Below are 16,802 nucleotides of genomic sequence, written 5' to 3'. Positions count from 1 at the left end.
CAGGAAGCACCCCAGTGAGCGCCGACTACCCACGCGACCTGATCGGTTACGCCAGCAACCCACCGCACCCGCGCTGGCCGGGCGATGCGCGTATCGCGTTGTCCTTCGTGCTGAACTACGAGGAAGGTGGCGAACGCTGCGTGCTGCACGGCGACAAGGAATCCGAGGCCTTTCTCTCCGAGATGGTCGCCGCGCAACCGTTGCAAGGCGTGCGCCACATGAGCATGGAGTCGCTCTACGAATACGGCAGCCGTGCTGGCGTATGGCGCCTGCTCAAGCTGTTCGACAAGCACGACATCCCGCTGACCATCTTCGCCGTCGCCATGGCCGTCCAGCGTCACCCCGAACTGATCAAGGCGATGGCCGGCGCCGGACACGAAATCTGCAGCCACGGTTACCGCTGGATCGACTACCAGTACATGGATGAGGCGCAGGAGCGCGAGCATATGCAGGAAGCCATCCGCATCCTCGGCGAGATCACCGGCGAGCGCCCGCTGGGCTGGTACACCGGCCGCACCGGCCCGAACACCCGGCGCCTGGTACGCGAGGAAGGCGGCTTTCTCTACGACTCCGACACCTACGACGACGACCTGCCCTACTGGGACCCCGAGTCGACGCCGGAAAAGCCGCATCTGGTGATCCCCTACACGCTGGACACCAACGACATGCGCTTCACCCAGGTGCAGGGCTTCAACAGCGGCGATGACTTCTTCACCTACCTGAAGGATGCCTTCGACGTGCTCTACGCCGAAGGCTGCGAAGGCGCGCCGAAAATGTTGTCCATCGGCATGCACTGCCGGCTGCTCGGGCGCCCGGCGCGCCTGGCATCGCTGGCCCGCTTCATCGAGTACGTGAAGGGTCATGAAAAGGTCTGGTGCACCCGTCGTGTCGACATCGCCCGCCACTGGCACGCCACCCACCCTTTTACCGCGGAGCGCAATTGATGACCCCGTTCAAGACGATCAAACCCTCGACGCTGGATCGCGACGCCTTCGTCGCCGCCTTTGCCGACGTCTACGAGCACTCGCCCTGGGTTGCCGAAACCGTCTACCAGGCGGGCGTCGACGAGACGCTGGACGACATCGAGGTGCTGCATACCCGCCTGTCCCAGGCGATGCTCGCCGCCGACCATGACACTCAGCTGGCACTGGTCAATGCTCACCCCGACCTGGCCGGCAAGGCCGCCGTGCGTGGCGAGCTGACCGCCTCCAGCACCTCGGAGCAGGCCGGCGCCGGCATCCACGAATGCACGCCGGAGGAGTTCGCCCGCTTCACCGAACTCAACGAGGCCTACAAGGCCAAGTTCGGCTTCCCCTTCATCATGGCGGTCAAGGGCAGCAACCGGCACCAGATCCTCGCCGCATTCGAAGAACGCATCCACAACGATCCCGAACAGGAATTCGCCCGGGCGCTGGCGGAAATCAACAAGATCGCCCTGTTCCGCCTGCAGGCGATGTAACGAGCACCAACCGCAACAAAGGCAGTAATGACAGAAACCGCTTCTCATCCAAGGCAGACGAGTCCATGAAAGCTTACGCCGTACCCTTCGAAAAATACGTCAACCTGGCCGATGCCCGCCTGGGCACCCGCGCCATCTCCGTCACCGACGATTGGTTCGCCGACGTCAACCGGTTGTTCCAGCCAACACCGGCCGTATGGAAGGAGGGCGTTTTCGATGACAACGGCAAGTGGATGGACGGCTGGGAGTCGCGCCGCAAGCGTTTCGAAGGTTACGACCATGCGGTGATCCGCCTGGGCGTGCCGGGTCAGATCAAGGGCGTGGATATCGACACCAGCCACTTCACCGGCAACTACCCGCCGTCCGCCTCGCTGGAAGCCTGCTTCGTCGCCGACGGCGATCCGAGCGACGACACCGTCTGGACGGAAATCCTCCCGGCGGTCGAGCTCCAGGGCAACAGCCACCACTACCACGAGATCGCCTTCGACAAGCCGGTCAGCCACCTGCGCTTCAACATCTACCCGGACGGCGGCGTGGCGCGTCTGCGCGTGCACGGCATCCCGTTCCGCGACTGGAGCAGCGTCGGCGATAACGAGCAGATCGACCTGGCTGCCGCACTGAATGGCGGTCGTGCGCTGGCCTGCTCGGACGAGCATTTCGGCCGCATGAGCAACATCCTCAACCCGAACCGTGGCGAGAACATGGGCGACGGCTGGGAAACCGCCCGCCGTCGCACGCCCGGCAATGACTGGGTCATCGTCGCGCTGGGCCACCCTGGTGAGATCGAGCGCATCGTCGTCGATACCCTGCACTTCAAGGGCAACTACCCGGACAGCTGCTCGATCCAGGCGGCTTACGTCAAAGGCGGCACCGACAGCCAGATCGAGACCCAGAGCCTGTTCTGGCGCGAGCTGCTGCCGAGCCAGAAGCTGTCGATGCACGCCGAACACGAGTTCAGCGAGCAGATCGCCAAGCTCGGCCCTATCACCCACGTGCGTCTGAACATCTTCCCGGATGGCGGTGTGAGCCGGCTGCGGTTGTTTGGCAAGGTGGCGAAGTAGGAAGCGCCTTTCCCCTCTCCCCGGCCTCTCCCGAGGGGGAGAGGGAGGAACGAGGTCAGCCGTTTCTCCGTGCCAGTTCCCTCTCCCCTCCGGGGAGAGGGTTAGGGTGAGGGGGAGCAGCCCCACGTGAATAACGATCCTTCAACAAAGAACGAGCACACCATGCGCACCCTGACCATCGAGCCACTGACCAAGGAAGCCTTCGCCCCCTTCGGCGACGTCATCGAGACCGAAGGCAGCGACTACTTCATGATCAACAACGGCTCGACCCGTCGCTATCACAAGCTGGCCACGGTCGAGACCGCCGCGCCCGAGGACCAGGCGATCATCAGCATCTTCGCCGCCGAGGCGCTGGAGATGCCGCTGGTCATCCGCATGCTCGAACGTCATCCGCTGGGCAGCCAGGCCTTCATCCCGCTGCTCGGCAACCCTTTTCTGGTCGTGGTCGCGCCACTTGGCGATGCACCTGTACCGGGCCACGCCCGCGCCTTCCGCAGCAACGGCAGGCAGGGCGTCAATTACCACCGCGGCGTCTGGCACCACCCGGTGCTGACGATCGAAAAGCGGGATGAATTCCTGGTGGTCGATCGCAGCGGTTCTGGCAACAACTGCGACGAGTACTTCTTCACGGAGGATCAGCAACTCCTCCTCGACCCCCAACGGGAATCGACATGACCGCTACTGCGCTGGCTCATTCGGCGTTGCCTTGCCTGCGTTCGCGCCGCGCTCAAGCCGATTCCAATAAGAAGAAATACGGCCGCCTGCAGGCCGCAAGAGGTGCATAACAAATGGACGCCCATCTGACCGAATGGCTGAACCTGAGTATCCGCTGGATTCACATGATCGTTGGCGTCGCCTGGATCGGTGCTTCCTTCTATTTCGTCTGGCTGGAGAACAACCTCAACCGCGCCAACCCGCGTGAGGGCCTGTCGGGCGATCTCTGGGCCATCCACGGTGGCGGTATCTACCACCTGGAGAAATACAAGCTGGCGCCGCCGCAGATGCCGGAAAACCTGCACTGGTTCAAGTGGGAGGCCTACACCACCTGGCTATCGGGCGTGGCGCTGCTGATGGTGGTGTACTACCTCAACCCCAGCCTGTACCTGATCGCAGCGGGCAGCGAACTGTCCCCTGCGGCGGCCATCGCCATCGGCTTCGGCTCGCTGATCGTCGGCTGGTTCGTCTATGACCTGCTCTGCGATTCGCCGCTGGGCAAGACCCCCGCCCTGCTCGGCCTGGTGCTGTTCGTGCTGGTGATCGCTGCGTGCTGGGGCTATTCGCAGGTATTCAGCGGCCGCGCAGCCTACATCCATACCGGCGCGCTGATCGGCACCATCATGGTCGGCAACGTGTTCCGCATCATCATGCCGGCCCAGCGTGCGCTGGTCGCCGCCATCGAACAGAACCGCACGCCCGATCCGGTGCTGCCGGCCAAGGGCCTGCTGCGTTCGCGGCACAACAACTATTTCACCCTGCCGGTGCTGTTCATCATGATCAGCAACCACTTCCCGAGCACTTACGGCAGCGAATACAACTGGCTGATTCTCGCCGCGCTCGGCGCGCTGTCGGTGCTGGCGCGCCACTACTTCAACACCCGCCACAACAGTAATCGCTTCGCCTGGGCGCTACCGGCCGCGGCACTGGGCATGATCTGCCTGGCCTACGTCACGGCGCCGAACCGCCAACCGGCACCAAACCTGGCAGCGACCTCGCCGGAGCAGGCCAGTACGAGTGCACAGCAGAGCGGCGCCAGTGCCAGCCAGTTCGCCCAGGTCAGCGAAGTGATTCACGAGCGTTGCACCGTCTGCCACTCCGCGCAGCCGAGCAGCCCGCTGTTCAGCGCAGCGCCGGCAGGCGTGATGTTCGATACCGCCGAGCAGATACGCGAGCAGGCGGCGAAGATCCATGCGCAGACCGTGGCCAGCCAGATCATGCCGCTGGGCAACATTACCCAGATGACCCAGGACGAGCGTGACCTGCTGGGTGACTGGATCGCCAAGGGCGCGTCTCTCGACTGAGCAAAGACGCCGCGCGCAGCCCGCGCGGCGTTCTCTCTACGTACCGTTCCAGTTGGAGCACTGGCCGCACCACATCCCTCCTCGGCTCCCTAGGCAAGGTTGGCAACGCTGCGCTGCATCACGGCAACTTCCGCCTCCAGGCCGGCGGCGGGCGAGCAGATTCCCGCAAGGAATATCGCTGCCGACGCTACCCAATCGCCGACGCCCCGTTAAAATGCCGCGCCCTCCCTCGACGCCGGACGCCGCCCCGTGATTGAAGCCAGCTGGATTGCCTTCGCTTTCGCCCTCGGGCTGCTTGCCCGCTTCATCGGCCTGCCGCCGCTGATCGGTTACCTCGGTGCCGGCTTCGCGCTGGCCGCGGCGGGCGACTACGTGGGCGTGACCCGTGACGACAGCATCATTCTCGATCACCTGTCGCATCTGGGCGTGCTCCTGCTGCTGTTCACCGTGGGGCTCAAGCTCAAGCTCGGCAATCTGGTTCGCCGCGAAGTCATCGGCGGCAGCCTGCTGCACTTCTTCATCTCCAGCGTGCTGGTGATGCCGGCGATCATGCTGATCCTCGATAACAGCTGGCGTGAGGCCATGCTGCTGGCCATCGCGCTGTCGTTCTCCAGCACCGTGCTGGCGGCCAAGGTGCTGGAAAGCAAGCGCGAGCTGCGCGCCTTTCACGGCCGCGTCGCCATCGGCGTGCTGATCATCCAGGACCTCATCGCTCTGGTCGTCATGAGCCTCGCCGCGGGCAAGGTCCCCTCGGCCTGGGCCTTGCTGGTGTTCCTGCTGCCGCTGCTGCGCCCCGTGCTGTTCCGCCTGCTCGACCACAGCGGCCACGAAGAGCTGATGGTGCTGTTGGGCCTGATGCTGGCGCTGGTGGCCGGCGGTCTCGGCTTCGAATACGTCGGCCTGAGTTCCGAACTGGGGGCGCTGGCCTTTGGCGCGATGCTCGCCAAACACAAGCGCGCCAGCGAGCTGTCGAATTCGCTGTGGGCAATCAAGGAAGTGTTCCTGGTCGGCTTCTTCCTGAAGATCGGCATCGGTGGGCTGCCAGACGCCGACGCCCTCTGGTTCGCCTTCGCCATGTCGCTGCTGCTGCCGCTCAAGGCGGTGCTGTTCTTCGGCCTGTTCGTCGCCTTCCGCCTGCGCGCCCGCAGCGCCTTTCTCAGTGCCGCCAGCCTGACCAACTACAGCGAGTTCGGCCTGATCGTCGTCAGCGTGGTGCTGCCGCAGTGGCTGATGCCGCTGGCGATCACCGTGGCGTTTTCGTTCATCGTTTCGGCGCAGATCAACCGTTTCGCCCATCCGCTGTACGAACGTCTGGCGCCGCGCCTGCTCCGCTACGAGCGCAACATCCGCCACCCCGACGAACAACCGGTGTCCCTGGGCGATGCGCGCATTCTGATTATGGGCATGGGCCGTACCGGGCGCGCCGCCTACGACTACCTGGCGGAGAAGGGTTTCGCCCTGGTCAGCCTCGATTCCGACCCGGTCATGGTGGAAAAGAACACCGCCGAGGGCCGGCACATCCTCTTTGCCGATGCCGAGGACCAGATGTTCTGGCAGAGCCTGGAGATGAACGAGGTCGAAGCGGTGATCCTGGCGATGAACGATCCCGAAGCCAAGATCATCTCCACCCGCAAGCTGCGTGAAAGCGGCTTCGGCGGGCTGATCGTGTCCCACGCAATGTACGAGGATATCGCCCAGCGCATCCAGGAAGCCGGCGCCGACCGCACCTACCTGACCATGAGCGAGGCCGGCGCGGGCCTTGCGGAAAATGTCTCGCGGGAATTGCAGGCACCGCGCTGAAGCCCGGTCCAGACGCGTTCGCGCGATCTGGGCCAACTGCCGCCGATCCAATTGTGCACAATTTTCTGATTTATTGTTTATCAGTCTGTCTACAGGTTGCTATAGTCCAGGCGTCCTGACCGATCGAACAGCTTTCGACGGACAGCGATAGAGGTGCCGTGAAGCCTCGCAAGCCCATGACCGTAAAACAACAAATGGCAGGCTTAACAATGACCGCAACCGAAAACAGGAGCGGCACCGCTCCGCAGGCGAACCAGGACCTCATCTATCAGCTCGATGATCGCCCCGGCCCGCTACCCGCGACCTTCGCCGCCTTGCAGCACGTGCTGGCCAGCTTCGTCGGTATCATCACCCCCACCCTGATCGTCGGCAGCGCGCTTGGCCTCGATCAATACGTCCCCTACCTCGTCAGCATGGCGCTGTTCGTCTCCGGTCTCGGCACCTTCGCCCAGGCCCGGCGCTTCGGCCCCATCGGCTCCGGACTGCTGTGCCTGCAGGGCACCAGCTTCGGCTTTCTCAGCGCCATCCTCAGCGCCGGCTTCATCGTCAAGGCGCGGGGCGGCACGCCGGAGGAGATCCTGGCCACGCTGTTCGGCGTGAGTTTCTGCGCCGCGTTCGTCGAGATCGCCTTCAGTCAGTGCATCAACAAGCTGCGCCGGGTGATCACCCCGGTGGTCACCGGCACCATCATCTGCCTGATGGGCCTTTCGCTGATCAAGGTGGCGATGACCGATATCGCCGGCGGCTACGGCGCCGATGATCTCGGCGCCCTGCCCAATCTGACGCTGGCCGGCCTGGTGATCGGCATCATCGTGGTGCTCAACCGCTTTCCCTGGGCGATCCTGCGGCTGTCGGCGGTGATCATCGCGCTGACCGCGGGCTATCTGGTGGCCTGGTCCATGGGCAAGGTGGACTTCGCCGAGCTGGGCGAACTGCCGCTGCTCAGCGTGCCGCAACCGTTCCGTTTCGGTTTCGCCTTCGACTGGATGGCCTTCATCCCGATCGCGGTGATCTTCCTCATCACACCGCTGGAAACCGCCGGCGACCTCACCGCCAACTCGATGATCTCGCGTCAGCCGGTGCGCGGGCCGGTGTATCTGCGGCGGATCAAGTCGGGAATCCTCGCCAATGGCTGCAGCTCTGCGGTCGCCGCGGTGTTCAACAGCCTGCCGATGACCACTTTCAGCCAGAACAACGGCGTCATCCAGCTCACCGGCGTCGCCAGCCGCTACGTTGGCTACTACATCGCCGCGGTCCTGGTACTGCTGGGTCTGTTCCCCTTCGTCGGCGGTGTGCTGCAGCTGATGCCCAAGCCGGTGCTCGGCGGCGCCACACTGATCATGTTCGGCACGGTGGCCATCGCCGGCATCAAGATCCTCGCCGAAGCCGGCCTGCATCGCCGCAACATGCTCATCGTGTCGATTTCCCTGGGTCTTGGACTGGGTGTCGCCGGCGTGCCGGAGGTGCTGAGCGCGATGCCCGAGGTGCTGAAGAACATCTTCGGCTCGCCGATCACCATCGGCGCCTTCAGCGCCATCCTGCTCAACCTGTTCCTGCCGCGCGAACCGAGCGAAGTCGATGTATTCGACCCCGAGGAACTGGTCGAGGATGCCGTCGGCACCAATACGCTGTCGGTGAATATTCCTGACTATTCGGCGCGCAGGGATAACGCCACGACTCCCTGTGCGGGGCGATCCGTCTGATGGTCAGAATCACGCCATCGTGCGCTTCTCGCCACGCCAGTCTTGAAAGACAATGGCGCCCAAAAAAAGCCGTCACCCACTTCAAGGAAATCCACATGCAACTGAAGACCGCTCCCCTCGCCGTCGCGCTCGCCGGCAGCCTGCTGACCGCCCCGGCGATGGCCGAAGGCCTGCTCCACTGGCACAGCAACAGCCTGACCTACCTGTACGGCAAGGATTACAAGATCGATGCGCCGATCCAGCAGACTGTCACCTTCGAGCACGTCAACGGCTGGAAGTACGGCGACACGTTCCTGTTTCTCGACTCGATCCACTTCAACGGCAAGGGTAACGACAACGGCAACGACGACAGTACCTTCTACGGCGAATTCTCACCGCGCCTGTCGTTCGGCAAGATCTTCCAGCGCGACCTGAGCTTCGGCCCGATCAAGGATGTGCTGGTCGCAATGACCTACGAGTTCGGCGAAGGCGATGTGGAAACCTACATGATCGGCCCGGGCTTCGATCTGGACGTGCCCGGCTTCGACTATGTCTCGGTGAACGTCTACCACCGCGACACTGACGGTGACCGCGTAGGCGACGGCACCTGGCAGGTCACCCCGGTGTGGGGCTACACCCTGCCGGTGGGCAACTCCGACATCCTCATCGACGGCTTCATCGACTGGGTGGTCGACAACGACAGCAACTCCCGCGGTGAGGAATATCACGCCAACCTGCACATCAACCCGCAGATCAAGTACGACCTAGGCAAGGCGATGAACTGGGGCGAGAAGCAGCTCTACGTCGGTATCGAGTACGACTATTGGTCGAACAAGTACGGCCTGGAAGACGGTTCGCTACCGTTCAAAACCGACCAGAACACCTTCAGCGCTATCGTCAAAGCGCACTTCTGAGTGCTGTCGCGAAGGGGCTCCTCGCCCCTTCGCCTCTCCTCCGGCGCTTCGGTTGAGGGGCTTGCGACCAGGGTGCTAGCATGCGGGCGCTTGTTCGTATCGCCGGCAGCCAGCGAAAGGCCCCCATGTCCAGTATCCGTGAGCGCAACAAAGAGCTGATCCTCAAAGCCGCCAGCGAAGAATTCGCCGAAAAGGGCTTCGCCGCGACCAAGACCAGTGACATCGCCGCCCGCGCCGGGCTGCCCAAGCCCAACGTCTACTACTACTTCAAGTCCAAGGAAAACCTCTACCGCGAGGTGCTGGAGAGCATCGTCGAACCCTTGCTCGAAGCCTCGGCGCCGTTCAACCAGCCAGGCCATCCGGCCGAGGTCCTGCGCGCCTATATCCGCACCAAGATCAGGATTTCCCGCGACCACGCCTGCGCCTCGAAGGTGTTCGCCAACGAGATCATGCACGGCGCTCCGCACCTGTCACCGGAACGCACTGCACAACTCAACGCCCAGGCGGCACACAACATCGCCTGCATCCAGCGTTGGATCGACGACGGCCTGATGGCGAAGGTCGATGCCAATCACCTGCTGTTCAGCATCTGGGCGGCGACCCAGACCTACGCCGATTTCGACTGGCAGATCAGCACCGTCACCGGCAAGAACCGCCTCGACGACGCCGACTACGATGCGGCGGCAGACACCATCATTCGCCTGGTACTCAAGGGTTGCGAAATCGCCGAGCCGGCTCAGGTCGACTGACCGGCGGAAACGAAAAACGCCAGCATGCGCTGGCGTTCTTCAAACCCTGACCGGCTGGCGAAGCATCAGCTCCGGGCGCGAGCCGCGTCGCGTAAAGCCTTCACCTGATCATGGTTGCGTTGTACGCCCTGGTACTGACGTTCGACCACGATCCGCACTTCGGCAGGCAGGTCTTTTTCCAGCGCCTTGCGGTAGCTCTTAACAGCGACATCCTCACCACGCTCACACTCGTTGAGAATGGCCTCGTCGTCCTTGCCGGTGATCATCGACTTGAGGTCTACCCAGCGACGGTGCATGTCGGCAGCCACACTGGTGCTGGTCTCCGGATCGCCGCCCATGGAGCGGACCAGTTGCTGCAGCTCGGCGGCGGCCGTGGCGCAGTCGCGCGAACGCTGATTCATGGTGCTCTTGAGCTGCGGATCGCGCAGGTCTTCGGCGCATTCGAGGAAGCCCTTTTCGCCATCCTTGCTGGTTTCAATCAGGTCGTTGAGCACTGAAATCGTGTCTTTCGTATCCATCTTGTACCTCCTGACAAGTCGACTCGGAAAGGGCCACATCGCTGCCGCCCGCGTTATAAAGTCGACTGCCCACGCACCACAAAGGTTCAGCGAAACCGCCCGAAGGCACTCTCTTGGCTCATCACCCGCCTACGCCGGCTATGCCTGTCGGCTCATGGCGAGCCCGTGATGCAATGGCATCGGCCGACCGAGCAGGTAGCCCTGCGCCTTGTTCACTTCAAGCCGCCGCAACATGGCCAGTTCCTCCTGGGTCTCAACCCCTTCGGCGACGACCTTGCAGCCGGTTTCCTCGGCGAAGCGGATCAACGCGGCGGCCAGCGCGCGGCAGCCGGTGTCGCTGTCGACATTGCGGATCAGGCTGCTGTCGAGCTTGATCACGTCCGGCTTGAGTTTGAGGATATGGCGGAAACTCGCGTAACCGGCGCCAGCATCGTCAACCGCCAGCCGTAGCCCCTTGCTGCGCAGTGGTTCGAGTGCCTCGGCCAGCTGCGAGTAGTCCTGTACCGATGCGTGTTCGGTCACCTCGAGCATCAGCCGCGCCAGCGGTTGATCGGCGAGCACCGTGTCAAGCGCGCCGGCGAGGATGGTTTCTGGCGAAACATTGAGCGACAGGTAGCTGTCTGCCGGCAGCTGATCGAAGTCGTGCAGGGCCGCCTCGATCAGGGCGACCTCCAGCTCCTGCTGCAAGCCGACCAGCCCGGCCTCGGCGAACCACTTGTCCGGTGTTCGCTGCGGCTGCGCGCTGAATCGAGCCAGCGCCTCGTGGCCAACGATGCGGTTTTCCACCAGATGCACGATGGGCTGATACACCACCGAATACGCGCGTTGCTCGAGCACCGAGCGAATGCGCGTGAGCGTCTCGGCATAGCGAATCTCATTGAGCGCATGGCGTTCCAGCAATCTGCCGGCGAAGTCGGCGAACAGCCGCAGCGTATTCAGATCTCGCTCGTTGAGGCTGTTGTCCGGCGTGGTGCTGAAGCAACAGAAGGTGCCGTAGAGCCGGCCATCGCTGAAGCGCAGCGGAACACTGAGGTGCGCACCTACCGGCAAGGCTTTGGTCACCGGCATGGCCAAAGCCTCCGGTAGAGTCGCCGCGTCCTGAATCAGCTCGGGCAAGCGCCCGTCGAGCACGCGTTGACAGTAACTGTCGTCCAGAGGATCGCACGCCCCGACCTCGAGCTGCAGGGGTACGAAATTGCCGTCCAGGTAGCGAAAAATCCGGCTTCCGCCACGAAACTCGCTGATGAACGCGACATCCATCCCCAGATGCGTGCGCACGGCATGCAGGGTTTCGACGAGCATCTCGCTCAATGAAAGGTTGGCGCTCTCCAGGCGACGCAGAATGGAGAGCGGATCATCGGCCACCCCGAATCGATCGACCTGATCCTGCTGTATGTCATCAGACATGGAGTCCCTCCCCGTTTGCTGGCTGCCATTGCTGCCGTATGAATACCGTCGACAGCGAGCCGCTGGAGCCGGCGATGTCGTTTGCCGACCAGTTGCCCGGATACTAGTCGCGACCGTCGATCTGCCGATGTCTCAGCGACGATTGGCACAAGGCCTTGCAGAACCGGCCGCGTCGCACGTTGCCGCATCGTTCGAGCCCCGCCTCGCACCGCCGGCCTCTAGCTGCTCGCCCCGGTCTTGCCACGCTTGCTCGACTTCGCCGGCTCGGCCGCCGCGCCCGCGCCACCTTTCAGGGTTATCCAGGTAGGCGCATGGTCACTGGCATGCTCCTGGTCGCGTACCCAGCGATCGACGCCGGCATCCTGCAGCCGCGGCGCAAGGTCCGGGCTGAGCAGCAGATGGTCGATGCGCAGCCCGGAGTTCTTCTGCCAGTGCTGGCGAAAGTAGTCCCAGAAGGTGTAGATGCGCTCGTCGGGGTACCTGGCGCGCAACGCGTCGGTCCAGCCCTGCGCCAGCAGGCGCTCGAAACATTCGCGGCTTTCCGGCTGCAGCAGCGCGTCCTTCTTCCAGGAGCGCGGGTTGTAGATATCTTCGTCGGTGGGCACCACGTTGTAGTCGCCGGCCAGCACCACCGGGTGGCCGCTGGCGAGCAGGCCGGCGGCATGCTCGATGAAGCGCTCGAACCAGCTCAGCTTGTAATCGAATTTCGGCCCCGGCTGCGGGTTGCCGTTGGGCAGGTAGAGGCAGGCGACGATCACACCCTGCACGGCCGCTTCCAGATAGCGGCTGTGGCTGTCATCGGGATCGCCCGGCAGCCCGCGGCGGATCTCCAGCGGCTCGCAATCGCGGGCCAGAATCGCCACCCCGTTCCAGGACTTCTGCCCATGCCAGATCGCGCCGTAGCCGGCCGCACGGATATCGTCGATGGGGAAATCGGCATCCTGCGCCTTGAGTTCCTGCAGGCAGACCACGTCCGGCTGCTCGCGCGTCAGCCATTCGAGCAGATTGGCCCGACGTGCACGGATGCCATTGATGTTGTAGGTAGCGATTTTCAGACTATCCACAAGCGCGTCTCTCACAGGCGGTTATATCCACCTTAGCTGTGACAGCGCAGTGCGGCGTCCCGATCCGGTGCCAATGATCGGAATCAGGCCGGCGTTTCGGCGAAACGCAGGGTGAATTCGGTCACCCCGGCGTCGCTGCGAACACTCACCTCGCCGCCATGCAGCTGCATGATCGAGCGCACGATGGCCAACCCCAGGCCGCCGGTATCGCCCGGCTCGGCGCGCGATGGGTCGCAGCGGTAGAAGCGATCGAACAGCCGCGGCAGATGCTCGGGCGGGATCGGAGGTCCCAGATTGATCACGCTGACCGACCGCCAACCTACTCCTGAGCAACTGACGATACGCACCGTGCTGTCACTGACGCCGTAGCGCAACGCATTGGCCAGCAGGTTCGCCAGCGCCCGGCGGATCATCTCAGGGTCACCGAACAGCTCACCCTCGGTTTCGTCGAGCAGCTGAATACCGCGCTCTTCGGCGACGCCTTCGAAGTAGTCGCACAGTTGCTCGACCAGTGCCGGCAGTGCAAAGCGCTGCCGCTCGATGGCCGCAGACGGCTGCTCGGCACGGGCGAGGAACAACATGCTGTCGATCATTCGCGCCAGGCGCTCGTACTCCTCCTGATTCGACACCAGCAGCGCGTGATAGGCCTCGGAATCGCGGTCCTTGTGCAACAGCTGCTGGGTCTGCCCCATGAGATTGCCCAGTGGTGTGCGCATCTCGTGGGCAAGGTCTTCGCTGAAGCGCGACAGGCGCGCGAAGCCCTGTTCCAAGCGATTGAGCATCTGGTTCAGCGCGGCACGCAGCGGCTCCAGTTCGCTGGGCATCGCCGATTCGTCTAGGCGCAGGTGCGGGTGCTGCACGTCGATCGCCAAGGCCTGTCGGGTCAGGTGACGCACCGGACGCAAGGCGCGCCGACTGATCAGCCAGCCAAGCACTGACGCCAGCAGCGCGCCGAGGCTCAACGCCCACCACAGTTTTACACGGTAGGCGGCGAGCATCTGCTCACGCTCAGCGAGCATGCGCCCGGCGACCAGCGTCAGCCCCGCCTCGCCCGGCAGGCGCCGCCAGGCCAGCCGCGCTCCATCTGTATCGGTCAGCTCCGCTGCAGCGCTGGCCGGCAATGTCGGAATGGACAGCCGCGCCGGGTTGATCTCGATCAGCGCGCGCCCCTGAGCATCGAGCAGCCAGAGCAGGCTGTCGCGATTACCCAGCATGTTTTCGTAAAGCTGGGGACGCTGCCGAAGCGCCTCGACGCTGGCGCTGTCCTCGAGCAGGGCCTGCATGCGCTCCAGCCGACCGAGCAGTGCCTGATCGTCACGCCAACTGATTTCCCGGTCCAGCGAGCGGTACAGATAGAGGCCGATGGCACCGAGCAGCACCACCGCCACCAGGGCGAAAGCGATGGCCAGGCGCAGGCTGAGCGAGCGCGGCAACAGCCTCACGATGCTGTCTCCAGCACGTAACCCATACCGCGCACGGTGTGGATGAGCTTGAGCGGATAGGGATCGTCGACCTTTGCGCGCAGGCGGCGGATCGCCACGTCGACCACGTTGGTGTCGCTGTCGAAATTCATCTGCCAGACCTGCGAGGCGATCTGCGCGCGGGACAGCACCTCGCCCTGGCGACTGAGCAACAGGTGTAGCAAGGCGAACTCCTTGTTGGTCAGGCTGATGCGCTCGCCCTGGCGGGTGACGCGGCGGCGCAGCAGGTCCAGCTCCAGATCGGCGACGTGGAAACGTTCGACCTCACGCGGCGGGCCGCGGCGCAGCAGGGTGCGTACCCGCGCCAGCAGCTCGGCGTAGGAGAACGGCTTGACCAGATAGTCGTCTGCGCCCAGCTCCAACCCGCGCACACGGTCTTCCACCGCATCGCGCGCGGTGAGGAACAGCACCGGCGTATGCGCCGAGCGCCTGCGCACCACCTGTACCAGCTCCCAGCCGTCGAGCCCCGGCAGCATGACGTCGAGGATCACCAGGTCGAACGGCTCCTCCTCGATCAGATGTTTGCCGTCGACGCCGTTGCGCGCGACCTCCACACGGTAGCCGGACTCCTCCAACCCACGCTTGAGGTAGTCGGCCGTCTTGACCTCGTCCTCCACCACCAGAATTCGCATCGGATCACCTCGCTGATGGCGCATAGGTTATGGGAGTCGCCGCACTGCGAGCCATTACAAAAGCGTAATGCGCAGGCAACGGTTCTGACGGGCAGGCATCGGCACCATGCGCCCCGAAGCTCAGCCACCCAAGGAAACCGATATGCGTATCGCAGCCACACTGTCATTGCTGACCCTGGCATTACTTACCCCGGCCCTAAGCGCCAACGCCGCCACGCCGGCACCGATCACCCAACAGAACGTCTCGCTGGCCCTGGCCGATGGCCTGATCCAGGCCACGCTGGACCAGTGCCACGCGGAAAACCGCACGGCGGTGGTCGCGGTGGTCGATCGCGGCGGCAACCTGGTTGCCCTGCGCCGGGACGACAACGTCGGCCCGCACAACACCCTCGCCGCGCAGCGCAAGGCCTACACCGCGCTGTCGAGCAAGACCCCGACCCGTCTGTTCGCCGAGCGCGCCGCCGCTACGCCGGACGCCGCCAACCTCACCACGCTGGATGAGCTGTTGCTGCTCGGCGGTGGCGTGCCGCTGAAGGTCGGCGACGAGGTGATTGGTGCCATCGGCGTGGCCGGTGCCGGCGGTGCCAAGAACGACGAGGCCTGCGCCATGGCCGCCATCGAAAAACTGCTGCCCTCCTCCCACTGAAGAAAAGGAAAACCCCATGAAAGCACTACGTTCAATCGCCGCCGGCTTGATGCTCAGCGGCCTGTCCGGTCTCACCCTGGCCGCCGGCAACCCGCTCAGCGTGCATGTGCTGAATCTGGAGAACGGCCTGCCGTCACCGGACGTGCGCGTCACCCTGGAACAACGTCAGGGTGACACCTGGAAATCACTCAATAGTGGCGAGACCAACGCCCAAGGCCGCATCACCGCGCTCTACCCAGAAGGCAAGGCGCTGGAAAAGGGCACCTACCGCGTCACCTTCATGACCGGCGACTGGTTCGCCGCGCACAAGGCCAGCACCTTTTTCCCCGAAGTTCCGGTGATCTTCGAAGCCGATGGCAGCGTCGAGCACTACCACATCCCGCTGCTGCTGAGCCCCTATGGCTTCTCCACCTACCGCGGCAACTGAGCCGCTCAGCGCACTTCCCAATAGCCCGGTGCGTTGTAGATGTCCTTCAGGTAGTCGATGAAGAAACGCACCTTGGCTGGCAGGTAGCGCTGCTGCGGGTACACCGCCTGGATGTCGTAGGCCGGCAGCGCGTACTCGTCGAGTACCGTGACCAGCTCGCCGCGCTTGAGCTCGGCCTGGATCTCCCAGGTCGAGCGCCAGCCGATGCCCAGGCCCTGCTTGACCCAGTCGAACAGCAGTTCACCGTCGTTGCAGTCCAGATTGCCGGCCACGCGGATGGCCACCTGCCTGCCATCGCGCAGAAAGGTCCAGCCGCGTTGCTGCCCGCCCTGCAGGTTGAAGGCCAGGCAGTTGTGCTCGGTCAGCTCTTCCAATGCCGTCGGCGTACCGTGGCGGGCGAAGTACTCCGGCGAACCGCAGACCACCCGCCTGTTCGGAAACAGCCGCACCGCCACATAGTTGGGGTCGGTCACCTCGCCGATGCGAATGCCCATGTCGTAACCGTGGCGCACCAGGTCGACCACGCTGTCGGTGAAGTTGAACGACAGCTGCAGGTCCGGATAGCGCGCCTGGAACGCCGGTGCGTGCGGGCCGATATGCCGACGCCCGAATGCCGCCGGCGCCGACACCACCAGATGGCCACGCACCGAAGTGCGGTCATGGCTGATGCTGGCGTCCACCTCGTCGAAATCCTTCAGCAGCCCACGGGCGCGCTCCAGATACTGCTCGCCCAGATCGGTCAATGACAGCCCGCGCGTCGAGCGGTGCATCAGCTTCACGCCCAGATGCCGCTCCAGCGCATCCAGCCGCCGGCCCATCACTACGGGGGTGACGTTCTCCTTGTGCGCGGCGGCGGCGAAGCTGCCGCTGTCGGCCACCAGCACGAAACTGCGCAAGGTCGTGTAACGATCCATTCGATACTCCTGATATCGACAGAACTGAAG

At 64.0% G+C, this 16,802-nt stretch carries 17 protein-coding genes; 11 read left to right on the top strand and 6 right to left on the bottom strand.

All coding sequences use genetic code 11. The features are described 5' to 3' along the window. Positions 1-14 precede the first annotated feature (14 nt). From puuE to RT582_RS10780, 9 genes are all read left to right on the top strand, one after another. A complete protein-coding gene (gene puuE / locus RT582_RS10820) occupies positions 15-944 on the top strand; it encodes an allantoinase PuuE (protein ID WP_125862678.1) in 930 nt (309 codons plus the stop codon). After that, positions 944-1,459, top strand: a complete 516-nt coding sequence (gene uraD / locus RT582_RS10815) for a 2-oxo-4-hydroxy-4-carboxy-5-ureidoimidazoline decarboxylase (protein WP_014819417.1) — start codon at positions 944-946, stop codon at positions 1,457-1,459. The genes puuE and uraD overlap by 1 nt, the downstream gene beginning before the upstream one ends. A 65-nt stretch (positions 1,460-1,524) precedes the next feature. Next, positions 1,525-2,520, top strand: a complete 996-nt coding sequence (gene alc, locus RT582_RS10810) for an allantoicase (protein ID WP_003284733.1) — start codon at positions 1,525-1,527, stop codon at positions 2,518-2,520. Between the two features lie 162 nt (positions 2,521-2,682). Next, complete coding sequence (locus RT582_RS10805; RefSeq protein WP_125862677.1) at positions 2,683-3,195, top strand: ureidoglycolate lyase; 513 nt, start codon at positions 2,683-2,685, stop codon at positions 3,193-3,195. A 113-nt stretch (positions 3,196-3,308) separates the two neighbouring features. After that, positions 3,309-4,538: a urate hydroxylase PuuD gene (locus RT582_RS10800; RefSeq protein ID WP_125862676.1), complete on the top strand. Its 1,230-nt coding sequence runs from the start codon at positions 3,309-3,311 to the stop codon at positions 4,536-4,538. Between the two features lie 249 nt (positions 4,539-4,787). Further along, positions 4,788-6,338 carry a cation:proton antiporter family protein gene (locus RT582_RS10795; RefSeq protein WP_103457727.1) on the top strand — a complete coding sequence of 517 codons (1,551 nt, stop codon included), beginning with the start codon at positions 4,788-4,790 and terminating at the stop codon, positions 6,336-6,338. A 209-nt stretch (positions 6,339-6,547) separates the two neighbouring features. Continuing rightward, the gene (locus RT582_RS10790; RefSeq protein ID WP_185743999.1) at positions 6,548-8,041 is read left to right on the top strand and encodes a uracil-xanthine permease family protein; all 1,494 of its coding nucleotides are present in this window, start codon (positions 6,548-6,550) and stop codon (positions 8,039-8,041) included. Positions 8,042-8,136: 95 nt separating this feature from the next. Next, positions 8,137-8,934 carry an outer membrane protein OmpK gene (locus RT582_RS10785; protein ID WP_125862674.1) on the top strand — a complete coding sequence of 266 codons (798 nt, stop codon included), beginning with the start codon at positions 8,137-8,139 and terminating at the stop codon, positions 8,932-8,934. 125 nt (positions 8,935-9,059) lie between these two features. Further along, entirely contained in the window at positions 9,060-9,683 is a 624-nt protein-coding gene (locus RT582_RS10780) for a TetR/AcrR family transcriptional regulator (protein WP_014819410.1), read from the top strand. Between the two features lie 65 nt (positions 9,684-9,748). Here RT582_RS10780 and RT582_RS10775 read toward each other — a convergent pair whose 3' ends face one another. The 5 genes from RT582_RS10775 to RT582_RS10755 all read right to left on the bottom strand — a co-directional run bounded on the left by RT582_RS10775 (position 9,749) and on the right by RT582_RS10755 (position 14,785). Then, positions 9,749-10,201 carry a PA2169 family four-helix-bundle protein gene (locus RT582_RS10775; RefSeq protein WP_014819409.1) on the bottom strand — a complete coding sequence of 151 codons (453 nt, stop codon included), beginning with the start codon at positions 10,199-10,201 and terminating at the stop codon, positions 9,749-9,751. 138 nt (positions 10,202-10,339) lie between these two features. Next, positions 10,340-11,608: a sensor domain-containing phosphodiesterase gene (locus RT582_RS10770; protein WP_125862673.1), complete on the bottom strand. Its 1,269-nt coding sequence runs from the start codon at positions 11,606-11,608 to the stop codon at positions 10,340-10,342. 218 nt (positions 11,609-11,826) lie between these two features. Further along, positions 11,827-12,672, bottom strand: a complete 846-nt coding sequence (xth, locus tag RT582_RS10765) for an exodeoxyribonuclease III (protein WP_125862672.1) — start codon at positions 12,670-12,672, stop codon at positions 11,827-11,829. Positions 12,673-12,755: 83 nt separating this feature from the next. Further along, entirely contained in the window at positions 12,756-14,114 is a 1,359-nt protein-coding gene (locus tag RT582_RS10760; RefSeq protein ID WP_125862671.1) for a heavy metal sensor histidine kinase, read from the bottom strand. After that, positions 14,111-14,785 carry a heavy metal response regulator transcription factor gene (locus tag RT582_RS10755; protein ID WP_125862670.1) on the bottom strand — a complete coding sequence of 225 codons (675 nt, stop codon included), beginning with the start codon at positions 14,783-14,785 and terminating at the stop codon, positions 14,111-14,113. Before RT582_RS10755 ends, RT582_RS10760 begins: the two co-directional genes overlap by 4 nt. Before the next feature lie 142 nt (positions 14,786-14,927). Between RT582_RS10755 and RT582_RS10750 the strand changes: the two genes are divergently transcribed. Next, the gene (locus RT582_RS10750) at positions 14,928-15,431 is read left to right on the top strand and encodes a GlcG/HbpS family heme-binding protein (RefSeq protein WP_125862669.1); all 504 of its coding nucleotides are present in this window, start codon (positions 14,928-14,930) and stop codon (positions 15,429-15,431) included. 16 nt (positions 15,432-15,447) lie between these two features. Next, positions 15,448-15,858 (top strand): hydroxyisourate hydrolase, encoded by a 411-nt coding sequence (gene uraH / locus RT582_RS10745; RefSeq protein WP_125862668.1) that lies wholly within the window; start codon positions 15,448-15,450, stop codon positions 15,856-15,858. Positions 15,859-15,863: 5 nt separating this feature from the next. On the opposite strand, the gene RT582_RS10740 is transcribed toward uraH, so the two are convergent. Further along, positions 15,864-16,772 carry a LysR family transcriptional regulator gene (locus tag RT582_RS10740; protein ID WP_102856830.1) on the bottom strand — a complete coding sequence of 303 codons (909 nt, stop codon included), beginning with the start codon at positions 16,770-16,772 and terminating at the stop codon, positions 15,864-15,866. Positions 16,773-16,802: the final 30 nt, after the last annotated feature.

Source organism: Stutzerimonas kunmingensis (assembly GCF_032106285.1).
Lineage (GTDB): Bacteria > Pseudomonadota > Gammaproteobacteria > Pseudomonadales > Pseudomonadaceae > Stutzerimonas > Stutzerimonas kunmingensis_B.
This window is presented reverse-complemented; position numbering and strand designations above follow the sequence as displayed.

What these genes read in the sequence shown, in the direction of transcription:
- uraD (WP_014819417.1), top strand. Translation starts at nt 944, where the DNA reads ATGACCCCGTTCAAGACGATCAAACCCTCGACGCTGGATCGCGACGCC.
- alc (WP_003284733.1), top strand. Translation starts at nt 1,525, where the DNA reads ATGAAAGCTTACGCCGTACCCTTCGAAAAATACGTCAACCTGGCCGAT.
- RT582_RS10805 (WP_125862677.1), top strand. Translation starts at nt 2,683, where the DNA reads ATGCGCACCCTGACCATCGAGCCACTGACCAAGGAAGCCTTCGCCCCC.
- RT582_RS10800 (WP_125862676.1), top strand. Translation starts at nt 3,309, where the DNA reads ATGGACGCCCATCTGACCGAATGGCTGAACCTGAGTATCCGCTGGATT.
- RT582_RS10790 (WP_185743999.1), top strand. Translation starts at nt 6,548, where the DNA reads ATGACCGCAACCGAAAACAGGAGCGGCACCGCTCCGCAGGCGAACCAG.
- RT582_RS10785 (WP_125862674.1), top strand. Translation starts at nt 8,137, where the DNA reads ATGCAACTGAAGACCGCTCCCCTCGCCGTCGCGCTCGCCGGCAGCCTG.
- RT582_RS10780 (WP_014819410.1), top strand. Translation starts at nt 9,060, where the DNA reads ATGTCCAGTATCCGTGAGCGCAACAAAGAGCTGATCCTCAAAGCCGCC.
- RT582_RS10775 (WP_014819409.1), bottom strand. Translation starts at nt 10,201, where the DNA reads ATGGATACGAAAGACACGATTTCAGTGCTCAACGACCTGATTGAAACC.
- RT582_RS10770 (WP_125862673.1), bottom strand. Translation starts at nt 11,608, where the DNA reads ATGTCTGATGACATACAGCAGGATCAGGTCGATCGATTCGGGGTGGCC.
- RT582_RS10755 (WP_125862670.1), bottom strand. Translation starts at nt 14,785, where the DNA reads ATGCGAATTCTGGTGGTGGAGGACGAGGTCAAGACGGCCGACTACCTC.
- RT582_RS10750 (WP_125862669.1), top strand. Translation starts at nt 14,928, where the DNA reads ATGCGTATCGCAGCCACACTGTCATTGCTGACCCTGGCATTACTTACC.
- uraH (WP_125862668.1), top strand. Translation starts at nt 15,448, where the DNA reads ATGAAAGCACTACGTTCAATCGCCGCCGGCTTGATGCTCAGCGGCCTG.
- RT582_RS10740 (WP_102856830.1), bottom strand. Translation starts at nt 16,772, where the DNA reads ATGGATCGTTACACGACCTTGCGCAGTTTCGTGCTGGTGGCCGACAGC.